14 protein-coding genes are annotated in these 17,552 nt (G+C 72.1%); 12 read left to right on the top strand and 2 right to left on the bottom strand.

Annotated features, from left to right (window positions below; all coding sequences use genetic code 11):
- The first annotated feature begins 223 nt into the window (after positions 1-223).
- The 8 genes from AC1P0E_RS02345 to AC1P0E_RS02310 all read left to right on the top strand — a co-directional run bounded on the left by AC1P0E_RS02345 (position 224) and on the right by AC1P0E_RS02310 (position 9,575).
- Positions 224-2,392 (top strand): hypothetical protein, encoded by a 2,169-nt coding sequence (locus AC1P0E_RS02345; RefSeq protein ID WP_482740467.1) that lies wholly within the window; start codon positions 224-226, stop codon positions 2,390-2,392.
- 70 nt (positions 2,393-2,462) lie between these two features.
- A complete protein-coding gene (gene pelF / locus AC1P0E_RS02340) occupies positions 2,463-3,968 on the top strand; it encodes a GT4 family glycosyltransferase PelF (RefSeq protein WP_482740466.1) in 1,506 nt (501 codons plus the stop codon).
- Positions 3,965-5,326, top strand: coding sequence for a hypothetical protein (locus AC1P0E_RS02335; protein WP_482740465.1), 1,362 nt, complete (start codon positions 3,965-3,967; stop codon positions 5,324-5,326). The genes pelF and AC1P0E_RS02335 overlap by 4 nt, the downstream gene beginning before the upstream one ends.
- Before the next feature lie 52 nt (positions 5,327-5,378).
- The gene (locus tag AC1P0E_RS02330; protein WP_482740464.1) at positions 5,379-6,404 is read left to right on the top strand and encodes an SDR family NAD(P)-dependent oxidoreductase; all 1,026 of its coding nucleotides are present in this window, start codon (positions 5,379-5,381) and stop codon (positions 6,402-6,404) included.
- Positions 6,405-6,442: 38 nt separating this feature from the next.
- Positions 6,443-7,156 carry a nucleotidyltransferase family protein gene (locus AC1P0E_RS02325; RefSeq protein WP_482740463.1) on the top strand — a complete coding sequence of 238 codons (714 nt, stop codon included), beginning with the start codon at positions 6,443-6,445 and terminating at the stop codon, positions 7,154-7,156.
- Positions 7,157-7,162: 6 nt separating this feature from the next.
- Positions 7,163-8,065: an NAD-dependent epimerase/dehydratase family protein gene (locus AC1P0E_RS02320; RefSeq protein ID WP_482740462.1), complete on the top strand. Its 903-nt coding sequence runs from the start codon at positions 7,163-7,165 to the stop codon at positions 8,063-8,065.
- A gap of 62 nt (positions 8,066-8,127) precedes the next feature.
- A complete protein-coding gene (locus AC1P0E_RS02315; protein ID WP_482745627.1) occupies positions 8,128-8,772 on the top strand; it encodes a spherulation-specific family 4 protein in 645 nt (214 codons plus the stop codon).
- Positions 8,769-9,575: an endo alpha-1,4 polygalactosaminidase gene (locus AC1P0E_RS02310; RefSeq protein WP_482740461.1), complete on the top strand. Its 807-nt coding sequence runs from the start codon at positions 8,769-8,771 to the stop codon at positions 9,573-9,575. The genes AC1P0E_RS02315 and AC1P0E_RS02310 overlap by 4 nt, the downstream gene beginning before the upstream one ends.
- 60 nt (positions 9,576-9,635) lie before the next feature.
- Here the strand turns inward: AC1P0E_RS02310 and AC1P0E_RS02305 are convergent, their stop codons facing one another.
- Positions 9,636-10,085 (bottom strand): PRC-barrel domain-containing protein, encoded by a 450-nt coding sequence (locus AC1P0E_RS02305; protein ID WP_482740460.1) that lies wholly within the window; start codon positions 10,083-10,085, stop codon positions 9,636-9,638.
- 381 nt (positions 10,086-10,466) lie between these two features.
- Here AC1P0E_RS02305 and AC1P0E_RS02300 point away from each other — a divergent pair, with 381 nt between their 5' ends.
- Positions 10,467-11,006, top strand: a complete 540-nt coding sequence (locus tag AC1P0E_RS02300; protein WP_482745626.1) for a transglycosylase SLT domain-containing protein — start codon at positions 10,467-10,469, stop codon at positions 11,004-11,006.
- A gap of 1 nt (position 11,007) precedes the next feature.
- Here the strand turns inward: AC1P0E_RS02300 and AC1P0E_RS02295 are convergent, their stop codons facing one another.
- Positions 11,008-11,436, bottom strand: a complete 429-nt coding sequence (locus AC1P0E_RS02295) for a VOC family protein (protein ID WP_482740459.1) — start codon at positions 11,434-11,436, stop codon at positions 11,008-11,010.
- A gap of 547 nt (positions 11,437-11,983) precedes the next feature.
- Here AC1P0E_RS02295 and AC1P0E_RS02290 point away from each other — a divergent pair.
- The 3 genes from AC1P0E_RS02290 (at position 11,984) to AC1P0E_RS02280 (ending at position 17,471) form a co-directional block, all read left to right on the top strand.
- A complete protein-coding gene (locus AC1P0E_RS02290) occupies positions 11,984-13,231 on the top strand; it encodes a cytochrome P450 family protein (RefSeq protein ID WP_482740458.1) in 1,248 nt (415 codons plus the stop codon).
- A gap of 305 nt (positions 13,232-13,536) precedes the next feature.
- Positions 13,537-14,406, top strand: coding sequence for a bis(hydroxyethyl) terephthalate hydrolase (gene bdeA / locus AC1P0E_RS02285; protein ID WP_482740457.1), 870 nt, complete (start codon positions 13,537-13,539; stop codon positions 14,404-14,406).
- Between the two features lie 257 nt (positions 14,407-14,663).
- Complete coding sequence (locus tag AC1P0E_RS02280; protein WP_482740456.1) at positions 14,664-17,471, top strand: helix-turn-helix transcriptional regulator; 2,808 nt, start codon at positions 14,664-14,666, stop codon at positions 17,469-17,471.
- Positions 17,472-17,552 lie beyond the last annotated feature (81 nt).

Here is a 17,552-nt window from a genome sequence, read left to right as displayed (position 1 = left end):
TGTCCTGCGGGGATTTCCGGGCGGTCGGTCCATCGGATCCGGAGGTATGCGGGGCACGTTTGTTTCGCGCCAGGTTTCACCACGCCCTCACAGAACCTCCATTTCTGACCCCAGTATGTGATCCGACAGACGGGGCACGAGCGGCGGCTGACCGAACGCCCGTGCCCTTGGGGGCAGGGGTATGCCGGTCGCACCACCGGCATGCCCTTCCGGGGAGGGACTCATGCACTTCACAAGCCGTACGGCCCGCTGGGCCGCGAGATCCACGCTGTCCGCCGCGCTCGTAACCACGCTCTTCGCGCCGGCGAACGTGGCCGCGGCGGCCCCGGTCCCGCGTATCGACCTGCGCGTCCTCGTGGTCAGCGACGGAGGCCCCGCCACCGCCGCGATCGCCGCCGAACTCGACGGCGCCGGCACCCCGTACACGACCCTGGACCTGACCCGCCAGAACCGCCCGGTGATCGACGGCGCCTTCCTCGCCGACACGCTCGACGGCCGTCCACGCGCCAAGTACCAGGCCGTGGTGCTGCCCAACGACAATCCGTTCGGGGCCGGTTCGGCGGAGATGGCGGCGCTCGTCTCGTACGAGAAGGCCTTCGCCGTTCCCCAGGTCGACGCCTACACCTACGCCCGGCCCGAGGTCGGGCTGGACTACCCGGTCAACGGCGGTTTCAGCGGTTCCCTGGACGGTGTACGTGCCGAGGTGACCGCCGCCGGCGCCGCGGGCCCCTTCGGGTATCTCGACGGCGGCATACCCTTCGAGGACAACTCACCCTCGGTGAGTGAGAGTTACGGGTACGTGGCGAAGCCCCTGCCGGGAGCGGACTTCACCAGCTACGTCCAGGCGCCGCTGCCGGGCACGCAGGAGCGGGGTTCGATCGTCGGCGAGTACCGGCACGACGGCCGCCGCGAACTGGTCGTCGGCTTCGTCTACAACCAGTACCAGCAGCAGTTCCGGCTGCTCGCCCGCGGCATTGTGGACTGGATGACACAGGGCGTGCGGCTGGGCGCGTCCCGCAACTACTTCGCGGTCCACATCGACGACGTATTCGCCGCCGACGACCGCTGGGACACCGAGCTCAACTGCACCCCCGGCGATGTGGACTGCGCCCCGGGGCAGGGCGGCGAGCCGGACCCGATCCGGATGACGGCCGCCGACGCGCAGTACGCGGCGCAGTGGTCCGCGGCCAAGGGGTTCACCCTGGACATGGCGTACAACGGAGGCGGCAGCGAGCTCTACAAGGAGGAGCACGGTGGCACCGACCCGCTGGCGCAGCAGCTGGCCGCCGACAGACACGCCTACCGGTGGATCAACCACACGTACAACCACCCCTTCCTCGGGTGCGTCCAGAACGTCACCGTCGTCCCGTGGGTCTGTGCCAAGAACCCCGACGGAAGCACCAAGTACGTCACCCGCGCGGAGATCTCCTCCCAGATCAGTGACAACCGTGCCTGGGGTCAGCGCGCCGGACTTCCCCTGGTGAACAGTGAGTTGGTCACCGGTGAGCACTCGGGGCTGAAGATCCTGCCGCAGCAGCCCGACGACAACCCCAACCTCGGGCCCGCTCTGGCCGACAACGCCGTCACCTGGCTCGGGTCCGACAACTCCCGCGACCGCGGCCAGCGGAAGGTCGGCTCTTCGCTCACCGTGCCCCGCCACCCCATGAACGTCTTCTACAACGCGGGCCGGACCACCGAGCAGATCGACGAGTACAACTGGATCTACACCAGGGCTTCCGACGGCGGCAGCGGCATCTGCGAGAGCGCCGCAGGCACCACGTGCCTGGAAGAGCCGCTCGACACGGTCACCGGTTACGCCGACTACATCGTCCCGCTGGAGGTCCGCATCGGCCTCGGTCACGTCCTCGCCAACGACCCGCGGCCGCACTTCATCCACCAGTCCAACCTCGCCGAGGACCGCATCGCCTACCCGGTGCTCGACCGCATCGTCGACGACTACGCCGGGCTGTACGCCGCCAACACCCCGCTGGTCAACCTTCGTCAGCAGCAGATCGGGGCGGAGCTGCGCGACCAGGCCGCCTGGAACACCGCCGTCAAGGCCGGTCAGGTGACGGCGTACCGTATCGGCGACACCGTCACCGTACGGGCACCGAGCGGTGTCCGCGCCACCGCCACGATGCCCACCGGCACCCGGCAGAACCTGCTGCTCGGTACCCAGGCCTTCGGCAGTCCGTACGCCGGAACGCTCTCCGGGTGGGTCTCGCCCGCACTCCTTCAGGACGGGGTGACGCTGACCCTGCCCGCAGCCGTCAACGCGCAGGCGGCGCCGACGGACCAGGCGGACCGGGCCGAACCGGTACAGCGCAGCGCGCCCCGCCTGCCGGTGCCGGCCGGGGTGCGTCAGAGAGTGCCGTACGGCGTCGCAGGCTGACCGGCGCCCGACCGTCCGCACATTCCCGGCCCAGACCGCGCCGGCATCTCCACGGGGGAACCAACTCTTCATGCCCGACTTACTCCGCGTGCCGCAGTCCGGCGCGGCCCGGGTCACCCTGCTCACCGAAGGCACCTACCCGCACCACCACGGCGGCGTCAGCGTGTGGTGCGACCAACTCGTCCGCGGAATGCCCGACTTCGACTTCCGGGTCGTCGCCGTGACCGGCACCGGCCAGGAACCGCTCGCCTGGGAACTGCCCAGCCACGTCGCACCGCCCGTCACCGTCCCCATGTGGGGCCCCGACCCGGTTGGCAGGGCGCCGCGCGGCCGTCGCCGACGACAGCTCATGGCGGCGTACGAACGCTTCCTGACCGCACTCCTCGATCCCCGAGCCGAGGACCAGTTCGGGCCCGCGCTGCACGAGCTGGCCCGGTCGGCCAGAGACGGTGCGCTGGCACCCGCCCTCCGCAGCGACCAGGCCGTCAGCGTCCTGGCCGCCGTCTGGAGCCGCCCCGGCCTGCCGGTGCACGCCGCCCGGCCGACCCTGCACGACGCCCTGACCGCCACCGACCTGCTGGAGCACGCCCTGCGACCGCTCGCCGCAGCGCCGCCGGAGCACGGGCTGTGCCACGCGGTGAGCGGCGGCCTGGCGGTACTGCCCGGACTCGTCGCGCGGCGGCTGCACGGTGTGCCGCTGCTGCTCACCGAGCACGGCGTCTACCTGCGCGAGCGCTACCTCGGCTATCGCACCGGCCCCTACCGGTGGCCGGTCAAGGCGCTGTTGCTCGGCTTCTTCCGGCTGCTCGCCGAGGAGACGTACCGTACGGCGGACCTGATCACCCCGGGCAACCGCTACAACCGGCTCTGGGAGGAACAGGGCGGCGCCGCGCCCGAGTTGATACGTACCGTCTACAACGGCGTCGACCCGGCGGCCTTCCCGGCCGCCGGGCCCGAACCGGACGTCCCCACCCTCAGCTGGGCGGGGCGGGTCGACCCGATCAAGGACCTGGAGACCCTCATCAGGGCCTTCGCCCTGGTCAGGGCCGAGATACCGGACGCTCGGCTGCGGCTCTTCGGGGGTACCCCGCGCGGCGGGGAGGCCTACCGGGAGCGCTGCGAGGCGCTCGCGGCAGAGCTCGGACACGCCGACGCCGTCGTCTTCGAGGGCCGGGTCGACGACATCCGCGACGCCTATGCGGCAGGCAACGCCGTGATGCTCTCCAGCATCAGCGAAGGCTTCCCCTTCACCCTCATCGAAGCCATGTCCTGCGGGCGGGCCACCGTCTCCACCGATGTCGGCGGAGTACGGGAGGCCGTCGGCGACACCGGCCTGGTCGTGCCGCCCAGAGAACCGCGGGCCATGGCCCGCGCGGCCCTGGAACTGCTCCGCGACCCGGTGCGCAGGGCCGCCATGGGGGAGGGCGCGCGGTTGCGCGTCATCGAGCAGTTCACGCTCCGCCAGACCATCGACACCTTCCGGTCCATCTACACCGAACTCGCGGCCGGAGAACCGGCGAACGGCGCCGACACCGCCGCACAGCCGGAAGACCGGCACGCGGGAGCCCTCCGATGAGCGGCCCCCTGCGCCTGCTCCCGGGCGAGGGCGACAGCCTGCCCACCCTGCCCCGGCAGCGGCAGGGCAGCAGAAGCCGGCCGAGCTGGGCCGCCGACCCGATCGACGAACTCGCCGAACGGCTGATGGAGCCGGTGTCCGCGGCCGTCCACCCCTACGAGGTCGCCGCGCTCCTGGAGTCCGACGGCCTGACAGGCGATCAGATAGGAACGCGCTACGGTCGCCCCGGTCTGTTCGCGCTGGCCGAGGATCTGTACGCCCGGGTGCCCCGGCACTACCCGCAACCGCCGCCCACCGCCGACCCCTGGCGCCCCGACCACCTGCGATGCGCCCTGCGCGGACTGGTCTTCGCGCTCCCCGGACTGGCCTATGTGCTGGGCTCCGGGCTGTGGGGAGGCGCGCACGCCGTCACCGGGCTCGTCATCGCGGGCCTGGCGGCCTGGGCGTGGAACCAGGCGCTCAGCCACCGCGCCTATCTGCGGCTCGGTACCGCGGGCCCGGCCGCCGCGGGCCGCACCCTGCGGATCGGGGCCCCCGTCGGAGCGCTGCTGGCAGCCCTGCCCGGCCTGCTCGTTACGGGCCCGGGGCCGGCCGCCGCCTTCGCCGCCGGGCAGTCCTGCTACCTGGGGGCAGCGACCGTACTGCTCGTCCTCGGCCGCGAACGCGCCCTGCTGCTGGCGCTGTTGCCCACCGCCACAGGCGCCGCCGCCACACTGTGGTGGGCGCCGCCGGCCGCCGTGGTGGTGGTCCTGTTGCTCTCCACCGTCTGCTGCGCGGCGCTCGCCGCCGCCCACGGGATACGTGCCGCCCTGCGCTCGGGCCCCGCGCCCGTCGGCGCCGTTCCCACGCTGCTGCGCTCGCTGCCGTACGGGCTGTTCGGCCTTGCGGCCGGGGTGCTCGCGATGCTCTCGGGGGCCGTGGAACCGTACGCCGTCGTCGTCCTGACGCTGAGCATGGGCTTCGCCGAGTGGCTGCTCTACCGCTACCGCGGGCTCGCCGTCGCCGCTCTGCGCGCCAGCACCGAACCGCGCGGATTCGCCGTGCGCGCCGCCCGCGCCCTGGCGCTGTGCCTGAGCGCTTACGTCGCCCTGCTGGGGGCCGGCGCCCTGCTCACCGGGACCGACCCGGTCCCACTGCTCGGGCTCGGGGCGGTTCTCTGGACCGCCCTGCTGCTCCAGGCGTTCGGCGTCGCCTGGCCACCCGCGGCGGTCTGTCTCACGGCCGCCGCAGCCGAAGCCGCGGCCCCGGCTGCCGGGCTTCCCGCCGGGCTCGCCGCAGTGGTCTGCCGGGCCACCGCGGCTCTCGCCCTCCTGTTCCTGGCCTGCCGGATCCTCGGCAGGCCCACGGCGCACCGCTGAACCTCCGCACCACGCGATTCCCGTCCCGTACCCCAGACAGAGGAGCGTCCCTGTGACCGCACCAGCACCAGCGCCCGCGCCAGCAGCCTCACTTGTCGCCGTCACCGGCGCCGAGGGCTTCATCGGATCCCATCTCACCGAGGCCCTCGTCGCGGCCGGCCACCGCGTCCGGGCCATGGCCCAGTACAACTCCTTCTCCTCCTACGGATGGCTGGAAACCCTCTCCGCCGAGACCCTCGACCAGGTCGAGATCGTCCTCGGCGACGTCCGCGACCCGGGCTCGGTCAACCAGCTCGTCGAAGGCGCCGAGGCCGTCTACCACCTGGCCGCCCTCATCGCGATCCCGTACTCCTACCAAGCCCCGCACAGCTACGTGGACACCAACGTCACAGGCACCCTCAACGTCCTCGAAGCGGTCCGCAGGCAGGGCACCCCACGCCTGGTGCACACCTCGACGAGCGAGACCTACGGCACCGCGCAGACCGTGCCGATCACCGAGGACCACCCCATCAGCACGCAGTCGCCGTACGCCGCCTCGAAGGCCGGCGGCGACCGGCTCGCCGACAGCTACCACGCCAGCTTCGCCACCCCGGTCGTCACCCTGCGCCCCTTCAACACCTTCGGCCCGCGCCAGTCGATGCGGGCGGTCATCCCGACCGTCATCGGCCAGGTCGCGGCGGGGGAGCGGACCATCACCCTCGGAGACCTCCGGCCCACCCGTGACTTCCTGTACGTCAAGGACACCGCCCGCGCCTTCCTCGCCGTCGGTGCCGCTCCCGCCGAGGCGGTCGTGGGACGGACCTTCAACGCCGGCACCGGCGGTGAGATATCGATCGGTGAACTCACCAGGCTCATCGGCAAGCTGATGGAAGCGGACCTCGACGTACGCGAGGACGAACAGCGCATCCGGCCCGCCAATTCCGAGGTGATGCGCCTGGTCGCCGACGCCACGCGGCTGCGCACCGCCACCGGCTGGCAGCCCGAGTACGACCTCGAGCGGGGGCTGGGCCACACCATCGACTTCTTCCGCGACCCCGGCAACCTCTCCCGCTACAAGACCGGCATCTACAACATATGACCTCGCCCGCGCGCGACCCAGACGTACAGGGGACTTCGATGCATGCAGTGATCCTCGCCGGTGGCAAGGGCGTCCGGCTGCGGCCGTACACGACGGCTCTGCCCAAGCCGCTCGTACCCATCGGTGACCAGCACGCGATCCTGGAGATCGTGCTCCGCCAGCTGGCCGCGAGCGGCTTCACCAGCTGCACCATAGCCATAGGCCACCTGGGCCACATCATCCGCGCGTACGTCGGCAACGGCTCGCAGTGGGGTCTGCGCGTGGGCTATTCGACCGAGGACAGCCCACTCGGCACGATGGGCCCGCTGCTCACCATGATGGACCGGCTGCCCGACGACTTCCTGGTGATGAACGGCGACATCCTGACCGACCTCGACTACAGAGATGTGGTCCGGGCGCACCGCGGGTCCGGGGCCCCGCTCACGGTCGCCACGTACGCCCGCAAGGTCGCCATCGACTTCGGCGTCCTGACCACCGAGGGCGGCCGGGTCGTCGGTTTCGCCGAGAAGCCGAGCGTGGACTACCGGGTCTCCATGGGTGTGTACGGGCTCTCCCGCGAAACCCTCGCCGGATACACACCCGGTCTGCCGCTCGGCTTCGACGAACTCGTCCTCGACCTGCTCGCCGCCGAGAAGCCTCCGCACGCCTACGATTTCGACGGCTACTGGCTCGACATCGGCCGCCCCGACGACTACGACCGGGCCAACGCGGAGTTCACCACCCACCGCGGCCTGCTCCTCAAGGGGGCGTGAGCGGACATGCGCATCCTCGTCCTGGGCTCCACCGGATTCCTGGGCGGGCACACCGCCGAGCAGCTGCGCGCCCTGCCGGGCGTGCGGCTGCTCGGCGGCGGCCGGTCGACGACCGCCGACGTGCCCCTCGACCTGACCGCCGGCCCTGACGTCCTCGGGGACGCGCTGCGTGCCGCCGCGCCCGATGTCGTCGTCAACTGCGCGGGTCTGGTGACCGGCAGCCCCGTACAGCTCACCGACGTCAACGCCCGCGGGCCGGCCGCACTCTGCGAAGCCCTGCGCGCGGCGGCGCCCGGCGCCCGGCTCGTCCACCTCGGCTCGGCCGCCGAGTACGGCCCCACCCCGCCGGGCGAGGCCGTCACCGAGGACGCGGCCACCCGGCCCCAGGGGCCGTACGGGGCGACGAAACTCGCGGGCACGGCGGCCGTGACCGCCGCGGGCCTCGACGCCGTCGTGCTGCGCGTCTTCAACCCGGTCGGGCCCGGCGCGCCGTCCGCCGGGCTGCCCGGGCGGCTCGCCGGTGAACTGCGGCGGGCGGGGGAGGCGGGGACCGTACGGGTCGGTGATCTCTCGGCGTACCGCGACTTCGTCGACGTACGGGACGTCGCCCGCGCCGTCTTCCTCGCGGCGACGGTGCCCGGACCACTGCCGCCCGTGCTCAACATCGGCAGCGGACGGGCCACAGTCGTCCGCGAGATCGCGCACGGCCTGGTCCGGTCCGCCGGATTCCGCGGCACCGTCGAGGAGGCCGGCGTCGGATCCGTCCGCTCGTCCGCGGTCTCCTGGCAGTGCGCGGACATCGCGGCGGCACGGGCCGCACTCGGCTGGCAGCCGCAGCGGAGTCTCGCGGAATCACTGTCCGGACTGTGGCAGTCCCTGCCGGCGGTGCCTGCCCCGGCGGCCCCGTGAAGGCGAAGCCGCAATCTCGACCTCAGCCGGAGCCGGTGGCCCCGGCGAAACTGCTCGTGCCCATGTACGTCCACCCCGCCGTCGACCCCGGCGCCTGGTGGACACTCGTCGAGTCGGCGCACCTGCTGTACGGCGTGGTGCTCAACATCGCGGACGGACCGGGCACCGCGCCCGAGCCGTCGTTCGCCGCCGCCGCCCGCGCCCTGCGGGCGGCGGGGGTTCCGCTGCTCGGGTACGTCGACACCGACTACGGCCGCCGGCCCCTGCGGGCCGTCACCGCCGACTTCGACCGCTACCGGGACTGGTACGCCACCGACGGATCCTTCCTGGACCAGGCCGCCTCCGAACCGGGGGCGGTGCGTCACTACCGGCGCATCGCCCGGGCGTCGCGCTCCCGCGGCGGCCGTACGGTCGTCCTCAACCCCGGGGTCCACCCGGCCCCCGGCTATGCGGCGATCGCCGATCTGCTGGTCACCTTCGAAGGCGACTGGACCGCCTACTCGGCGGCGCCGGCGGCACCGCCGTGGACCGCGGCACACCCGCCGGAACGCTTCTGCCATCTCATCCACGGCGTACCGGCCGGACTGTGCGCACTTGCCGCCCGTACCGCGGCACTTCGCCGGGCCGCCGTGCACTGCGCGGTTCCCGGGCACGGCTCCAACCCCTGGTCACTTCTGCCGCCCGTTCTCCACCGGAAGGCTCCATGACCCGCTCGCGCCCACTGTGTCTGCTCTTCCTTCTTGCCCTGCTGGCCGGCTGCTCCGCGCCCGGCCCCGAGCCGGCCCCGGAACCGTCCGGGCCCTCCCGCACCCAGCCGTGGCGCCCGGCCGTGGGTACGGCGTGGCAGTGGCAGCTCGACGGGCGCGTCGACCGCCGGGTCGACGTGCCCGTCTACGACATCGGCGGTTTCGAGAACGACGCCGCCTCGGTGAGCCGTCTGCACAAGGACGGCCGCAAGGTCATCTGCTACATCAACGCGGGCGCGTGGGAGTCGTTCCGTCCCGATCGCCGGGACTTCCCGGCCGCCGTCCGGGGCCGGGGCAACGGCTGGGCCGGTGAACGCTGGCTCGACATCCGCCGTCTGGACGTACTGCGCCCGCTGATGGCCAAGCGCTTCGACATGTGCCGCGAGAAGGGCTTCGACGCGGTCGAGCCCGACCTGATGGACGGCTACCTCAACGACACCGGCTTCCCCCTGACCGCCGCCCACCAGCTCGCGTACAACCGCATGCTCGCCGGTCTCGCCCACGCTCGCGGCATGTCGGTGGGCCTGAAGAACGATCTGCCGCAAATCCCGGAGCTGGTCGCGGACTTCGACTTCGCGGTGAACGAGGAGTGCGCGCAGTACGGCGACTGCGCGGCACTCGCTCCCTTCGTCAAGGCAGGCAAGGCGGTCCTGCACGTCGAATACGCCGTCCCGGTCGGCGACTTCTGCGAGCGTTCCAAAAGGCTCGGCCTCAGCTCGATGCGCAAGAACCTGGACCTCGGAGCGTGGCGCCAGCCCTGCTGACCGGCATCGGCGTCCACCGGCGTTCATTGGCGTCCATCCCGGCCGGGCTCGCTCCGGTGGCTACGCGCCGGCGCCGGGCAGGACACGCAGTCGAGTGCGGAGTGACTCCTGGCCGGTCGTGCCGGCCTGGATGTCCTGCGCCCGGTCCATCGCGGACCAGCCGGTTCCGCCTTCCGCGTTCACCTGGTCACGCACGTCCGTCATCGCGTAACAGGCGAACAGCTTCTCCTCGTCGGCCATGGACAGGACCTCCGCGCCTCCGAGCGCGGCACGGGCCGCGGTATCGATGACGGCCGAGGGGAACGGAACCTCCAGCCGGTCTTCACCGCCCACGGCCTCCCGCAGCGGAACGAAGACATCACCTGATGCCGAGCCGCCGCGCACTCGCGCCCACTCCGGCCTGCCGGTGGTGTCGTCCAGCAGGACATGGACCACGTCCCCGACCTTGTGTCCATCAACGGCGAAGACCGGCTGACCGGCCAGGCCTGCGAGCTGCTCCTGGGAAATCACTGCTGCTCCTCAATGTCCTGCCGCGACCTGTCCCGAAGCGTTTTGCCCGCGTCGGCGCGCTCAAACGGCCGGGGCCGGGGTTTCCTCGGATGCGGATTGCTGATCGTCCGCAGGCCTTGGCTGTGAGCCCGCCCATAGGTCCTAGGTCACATACGAGGCGCGGTAGTAGCACCCAGGCGCTTTTCCTCTCGGCGTGGGCGGCGGAAGTCCGCTTCTTCGGTGCTCTCTCTACGTAGACAGGCAGTAATTCGGATCATTGCGGACATCTCGGACCGCCGTTAACCATGGATCGAGCCCCGGGAGCTGATCGCTCCGGACCTCGCCGGTCCCCCGTGGCGCCCCCGTAGTCACCGAATGGAGAGTCCCATCCGTATGCCCGCCATGCCCCGTGCCACCTTCAGCCGTACCGCCACGATCCGTAAGTTCTCGGTCTCCGGGATCTGCGCCGCCGGCGCCGCGGCAATGGCCCTGACGCTCGCCCCGTCCCCCGCACAGGCCGCCGCACCGGCCACGCAGACCTCCGCGACCACGGTCTCCGCCGCCGCCGTCTCCGCGCAGGCCGACGCCATCGCCAAGAAGGCAGCCAAGGCGCCCTCCTACCCGGAGAACCTGGACGGCTGGATCCGCGAGTCCCTGGACATCATGAAGGACAAGGGCATCCCCGGCAGCTACGAGGGCCTGCACCGCAACATCATGCGCGAGTCCGGCGGCGACCCCGACGCCTCCAACGGCTGGGACGTCAACGCGCAGAACGGCACCCCCTCCAAGGGCCTCCTGCAGGTCATCCAGCCCACCTTCGACGCCTACCACGTCGCCGGCACCCCGCAGGACCTGACCGACCCGGTCGCCAACATCACCGCGGCCGCCAACTACGCCGCCGACAAGTACGGCTCCATCGACAACGTCGACTCCGCCTACTGAGCTACGGCCGGGCGTAGGGCCGGGTCATGATCTCCATGTTGTGGCCGACCGGGTCGTCGAAGTACGCGCCGCGACCGCCGAAGAGACGGTTGATGTGGCCGGGTTCGGTGTGGCTGGGATCGGCGTAGTAGGTGACTCCGACCGCCTCCAGGCGGGCGATCATGGCGTCGAACTGCTCATCGGGCACCAGGAACGCGTAGTGCTGCGACTGGACCGGCTCGTCGCTCATCGCGTAGTAGTCGAGCGTTACGCCGTTGCCGAGGTCCACGGGCAGGAACGGCCCGAACGGAGCGCCGACCTGGAGACCCAGGATCGCGGCGATGAACTCGGCCGACAGTTGCCGGTCCCTGGCATGGACGACGGTGTGGTTCAGCTGGACGGTGGGAACGGGCAGCTCGGGTCCGTGCTGGTACTGCTGTGCGTGCGACATGTGTGATGTGTCTCCGGGTCTTGGGATCCGCTGGGAAGGGGCGCCGCGCGGGCGCCGGGAGGGAAGACGCGGAGAGGGGAGGCGGGGCTCTTGCCCGCCTCGCGCTCACGCCGAGGCCGGGAGCCTCACTCGTACGTGGCCCATGGCCGACCCGGCAGTCACCCGGCCGACCCTAGCGCCCAACAGTGGGACCAGGCAACGCCGTTCCTCCTGCCTCCGAGCCGCGCAATGCGCAACGGGCCTTCGCGGACTCCCGTGTCTTTCGTCCGGCGGGCGGGGAGGCTCCCCTGGACCTGCCGCTCCCTCATCCGGCGAGTGCAGGTCTGTGGACCCACTCGGTGTACTGGGACCTTCCGGAACTGAGCGAGGCGATCAGCGAGTACGTCGGCCGGACTTCCTCGACCGGCTCCCGGATATCGAACTCGCGCTCGGGGTAGGCCGGTTGAAGTGGCGGCGGGGCCCTCGTGCCGGGCCCCGGCCGCCTTGCTGTGCGCCTTCCCCTCATCACCGCGCCGGTCACCCCGGACGAGTCCTCTGGAGCCAAAAGATGGAACACGAATCCCGCCCCCTCGTCATCGACGCTTCCGGAGCAGACATCCACGGCGAGGGCGCCCGTATACGAGAACGGGGGCCGGCGGCGCTGGTGGAGCTTCCTGGCCAGGTGGTGGCGTGGGCAGTGAGTGACCACACGCTGCTCAAGGAACTGCTCACCGACCCCCGGGTGTCGAAGGACCCGCGCCGGCACTGGCCGGCGTGGATCAACGGGGAGATCACCCCTGAGTGGCCGCTGTTCACCTGGGTCGCCGTGACGAACATGTTCACCGCGTACGGAAGCGACCACAGGCGGCTGCGGAAGCTGGTGTCCACGGCGTTCACCGCGCGCGCCACCGAGGCCCTGCGCCCGCGCATCGAGCGTATGACCGCCGACCTGCTCGACGGCCTCGCCGCGACGCCTGAGGGGCAGGCGGTGGATCTGCGCGAGGAGTACTGCTACCCGATCCCCATCCAGGTGATCTGCGAACTGTTCGGTGTCGACGACGAAGGCACGCGCAAGGAACTGCGCCGTCTGGTGGACAGCATCTTCAACACCACCACCTCTGCGGAGGAGGCCGCGGTCACCTTCCAGGACGTCCACACGGTGCTGTCCGGCCTCGTCGCCCTCAAGCGGCGAGCCCCGGGCGACGACCTGACCAGCGTTCTGATCGCCGCCCGGGAGGAGGACGGCGCGCGGCTCACTGAGGCCGAACTGGTCGACACCCTGCTCCTGGTGATCGGCGCCGGGCACGAGACCACGGTCAACCTGCTCGACAACGCGATCCACGCCCTGCTGACCCACCCGGACCAGCTGGAACTTGTCCGGACGGGCAGGGTCACCTGGAACGACGTGATCGAGGAGACGCTGCGCGTCCAGTCACCGGTGGCGAGCCTGCCCCTGCGTTACGCGGTGGAGGACATCGAGACCGGGGGAGTGACCATAAGGAAGGGCGAGACGATCCTCGCCGCGTACGCCGCCGCCGGGCGCAACCCCGCGCTCCACGGCGAGGACGCGGACCGGTTCGACGTCACGCGGCTGAACAAGGAACACCTCGCGTTCGGACACGGCGTCCACTTCTGCATCGGAGCACCGCTGGCCCGGATGGAAGCCGAGATCGCACTGCCCGCCCTCTTCGGGCGCTTCCCGGACCTGGCCCCGGCCGTCCCGGCGGACGATCTGCGGCCCGTGGAGTCATTCATCTCCAACGGCCATCGCACCCTGCCCGTCCACCTGACCGGCGGAACACAACCAACCGGCTGACCTTCTCACCGGCGGCACCGAGCTGAGGGAGAGGAGCCGGCTGGAGCGGCTCCCTCCCGGAGGCAGGTGATTCCACCGATGTCCCCGCGCCGGACGTACGGCGACAGTGGCACCCGCCATCGAATACGGCGGTGCCCGCCCCCACGTACGACCGGCCACAGTCCTCGGCGACGAGTGCGGTGCCCGGCCCGAACCAGCGGCTCCGCCACGACCGAGAGGACGACTCAGTCGTGCAGCAGTACAGCAACGAGAACAGATTCGGCACTCACAGCGCCCCATCTCCCCGCCGGCACGGAGCGGGCCGCTTGCGGTCGCTCATGGCCGGCTTGGCGGCGCTCCTTGTGGTCGGCGGGCTCAGCACCGTCGCGACCACCGAGGCCCGGGCGGCGGACAATCCGTACGAACGCGGCCCGGCGCCCACCACGGCGAGCATCGAAGCGCCCACCGGTCCCTACGCGGTCTCGCAGACCTCCGTCTCCTCCCTGAGCGTGACAGGTTTCGGCGGCGGGACCGTCTACTACCCGACCTCCACCAGCGACGGAACGTTCGGCGCCGTGGCGGTCTCTCCCGGATTCACCGCGAGCCAGTCGTCCATCGCCTGGCTCGGTCCGCGGCTCGCCTCCCAGGGCTTCGTGGTCTTCACCATCGACACCAACTCCAGGTACGACCAGCCCGACAGCAGAGGACGCCAACTCCTGGCGGCCCTGGACTACTTGACCGAGCGCAGCAGTGTACGAGGCCGGATCGACGCCAGCAGGCTGGGTGTGATGGGCCACTCGATGGGCGGCGGCGGTTCGCTGGAGGCGGCCAAGAGCCGGCCGTCCCTCCAGGCCGCCATTCCGCTCACCGGATGGAACACCGACAAGACCTGGCCGGAGATCCAGACGCCGACGCTGGTCGTGGGGTCCGACGGCGACACGGTCGCGCCGGTCTCCTCGCACTCGGAGCCCTTCTACGACAGCCTGCGGTCGTCGCTCGACAAGGCGTACCTCGAACTCAACAACGCGACGCACTACACGCCGAACTCCTCCAACACGACCATCGCCAAGTACAGCATTTCCTGGCTCAAGCGGTTCATCGACAATGACACCCGCTACGAGCAGTTCCTCTGCCCGCTGCCGCGCCCGAGCGCGACCATCGAGGAGTACCGCGGCAACTGCCCGCACACCTCCTGACGTTCTCCGGAGCCATCCCTGATGCCGGTGCCGGCCGCGTGCCCCGCGGCCGGCACCGGTACGCCGCTTTCCCCCTGCCGTGTGCGCCGGCACAGACTTGGCCCGCCGACGCTGGGCGCGCGCCCAGCGCCGCCCCGTCCAACCCACTGTTTCCCCAGGTGAGAGGGGTGTCCGGCCCTTTCGCGCGGCAACGGACCGCAGGCTTCCGTCCCTGCTTACGCGGAAGTAACGTGACAGGTGTGACCGGACAAGCGACCGTGAGACGTCCGCTCCGGCTCTACGGCCGGCGTACCGAACTGGAAGCCGTGGCAGCCCTGTCGGACCGGCTGCGGTCCGGCCGCGGAGGAGCCCTGCTGCTCGCCGCGGAGCCCGGCCTCGGCCGCACCGCCCTTCTCCACCGGGCCGCCGGCGACTTCGATGCCGGTCCCGTCCTGCACACCAGAGCCGTACCGGCCGAGAGCCGTCTCCCGTACAGCGGAGTGCACGCGCTGCTGTGCGCCGCCGGCGATGTGCTGAGCACCGCGCCCGCCGGCATCCTGCGGTCAGGCCTGGCGCCCGGCGACCTGCTGGAGTTACTGCGCGGACTCGCCGCCGGGCGGCCCCTGCTCGTCTGCGTCGACGACGCGCACCTGTGGGACGCCCGGTCGCGCGCCGCCCTCGGCTTCGCGGCCCGGCGCCCGGACGCCCTGCGCGCCGTCGGACTGGTGCTGTCCGTGGCCGGACACCGGGCGTACGACCCCGACTTCGCCGGCCTGCCCGTCGTACGCCTCGGTCCGCTCCCCGAAAGCGCCGCGAGTGACCTGCTCGACGAGCTGGCCGGGGAGGGCACGGACCGCGCGGTGCGGGAGGCACTGCTGCACGAGGCCGAGGGCAATCCGTCCCTGCTCGAGGTACTGGTCGGCCGGCTGAACCTGGCCCAGCTCTCCGGGCACGCGCCGCTGCCCCGGCCGCTCGCCGACGGTGAGGCCCTGCTGCGTACGGTGGGCGGCAGGCCGGCAGACCTGCCGCCGGACACCGCTTTCGTGCTGCTGCTGGCAGCCGCCGCGCAGGAGCAGACCCCCGAAGCGGCGGGAGCGGACGCGGCGCTGGTCCTGCGCGCCGCCCGGGCCGCCGGAATCGGCCCGGCGGCGCTGGACGACGGTGCGGCGGCAGGGGTGGCACGCCGCGACGGAGACCTGATCCGCTTCGAGAGCCCGCTGATGCGACGCGCCGTTCACGCCGGAGCCTCTTCGGAGCGGCGGCGCGCCGCCCACCGCCTGCTCGCGACGGCCCTCGCGAGTGACGGGCACCGCCTGCCACGCCTGCTGCACCTGGCCATGGCCGCCGACGGCCCCGCCCCTCGCCTCGCCGCCGATCTGGCCCGGGCGGCGGCCGCTCCCGGTCCGTGGATCCCCGGCCTGCAGCGCTCATTGGCCTTCGCCCGAGCGGCCGAGCTCACCACGACCGACGACAGCGCCCGCATGTCACGCATGACGGCCGCCGCGGAGCACGCCAGACTCGCGGGTCACCCGCACCGGGCGCGTGAGCTGCTCGCCGCCGCCCGGGAAGGAAAGGCCCACGACGCCGTACGCGGCCGGGCCGAACTCGTTCGCGGCGCCCTGGCGCTGGGCGACGGTCCCGCCGGGGACGCGTACGGAGCGCTGCTGGTGGCGGCCGGCCTGCTCGGCCCGTACGAACGGCAGCACGCTCTCGCCGCCCGGCTCGGGGCCATGGAAGCGGCCTGGGCCGCGGGCGACGCACCGGCCTGTGTGGCCGCGCTCGGCGGCGACGATCCACCGCCGGCCGGGCCGGCGACGTACGCCGCACGACAGGGGTCGTGCCCGCAGCCCGCACCCGCGCGGGCCGTGCCACCCGTTTCGCAAGAGGACGGGGCCTGCCACGACTACCGGGCCGGAATGCTGGCCGCCTTGAAGGCACGCCCCGACGAAGCCCGGGAGCCGCTGCGGCGCGTACTGGACCGGGCCGTGAGCGACGACGATCCGGTGCGGCTGCTGCGGGCGGGGGCCGCCGCGCTCGTCCTCGGCGACATCGCGGCCGCGTGCGACATCAACACGAGAGGCCTGGCCGTCGCCCGGGCGCTGGGGCTCGTCGCCCTCGTGCCCCAGCTCCTGGAACACCTGGCCTACGCCGAGTTACGGGCCGGACGGCACGCCGGAGCCGGAGCGCACGCGCGGGAGGGACTGCGCGCCGCCCACCGCGCCGGCCAGCGCAACGCCGTCGCCCATCAGCACGCGATCCTCGCGCTGGTCGCCTCGGTGGAGAGCGACGCCACGGCCGTGGCCGGACATGTCACGGCGGCCATGGCGATCGCCGGCCCGCACGGGCTCGCCCAGGCAGCCACCCTGGCCGAATGGGCCCTGGCCCGAGCCGATCTGGGGCGGGGCCGGACCGTCGAAGCCGCTGCCCGGCTCGGCCCGCTGGTACGGGCGGGACCGCGCCGCGGGCACTTCGCCGTCCGTATGCTGGCCGTTCCGTGCTTCGTCGAGGCCGCCGCCCCGGCCGGGAGACCCGACGACACGCGCGCCGCCGTCGAGGAGTTCGCCGCCTGGGCGGCCCACGGCGGCGACCCCCAGGCCCCCGCGCTGCTCGCCCGCTGCCGCGCGCTGGTCGCGGGTCCCGATGAGGCCGACGCCTTGTACGCCCATGCGCTGGCCAGACACGAAATGGCCGACGGTGACTTCGAGTGGGCCCGAACCCAGCTGCTCTACGGGAAGTGGCTGCGGCGCCGGCGTCGTCCGCGCGAGGCGAGGGGCCGCCTCAGGGACGCGCTGGTCGCCTTCGAGCGCTCCGAGGCCCGTGCCTGGGTGGACCAGACGCGAGCGGAGCTGCGGGCCACCGGCGACGTGGCGGGCGGTGAACCGGCGGGGACACTGTCCTGCCTGACACCTCAGCAGCTCCGGATCGCGCACTGCGTCGCCGAGGGGGCGACCAACCGAGAGGTGGCGCTGCGCCTGTCCGTCAGTCCCCGCACCGTCGACCACCACCTGCGCAACGTCTTCGCGCTGCTGGGGGTGCGCTCGCGTGTGGAGCTGTCCCGGCTGGTGGACCGTACCGCCGGTAACTGACGCACGCTCCGGAGGCCGACCGCGCGGGGCGTAGCGGTTGAACTCCGATATGGCCTCCGGTCTGCAACGCTCTGCGCCGCA

The organism is Streptomyces sp. TRD_SC_5 (assembly GCF_056836825.1).
The sequence above is the reverse complement of the archived record's forward strand: the minus strand, read 5'-3'. Positions and strand labels throughout refer to the sequence as shown.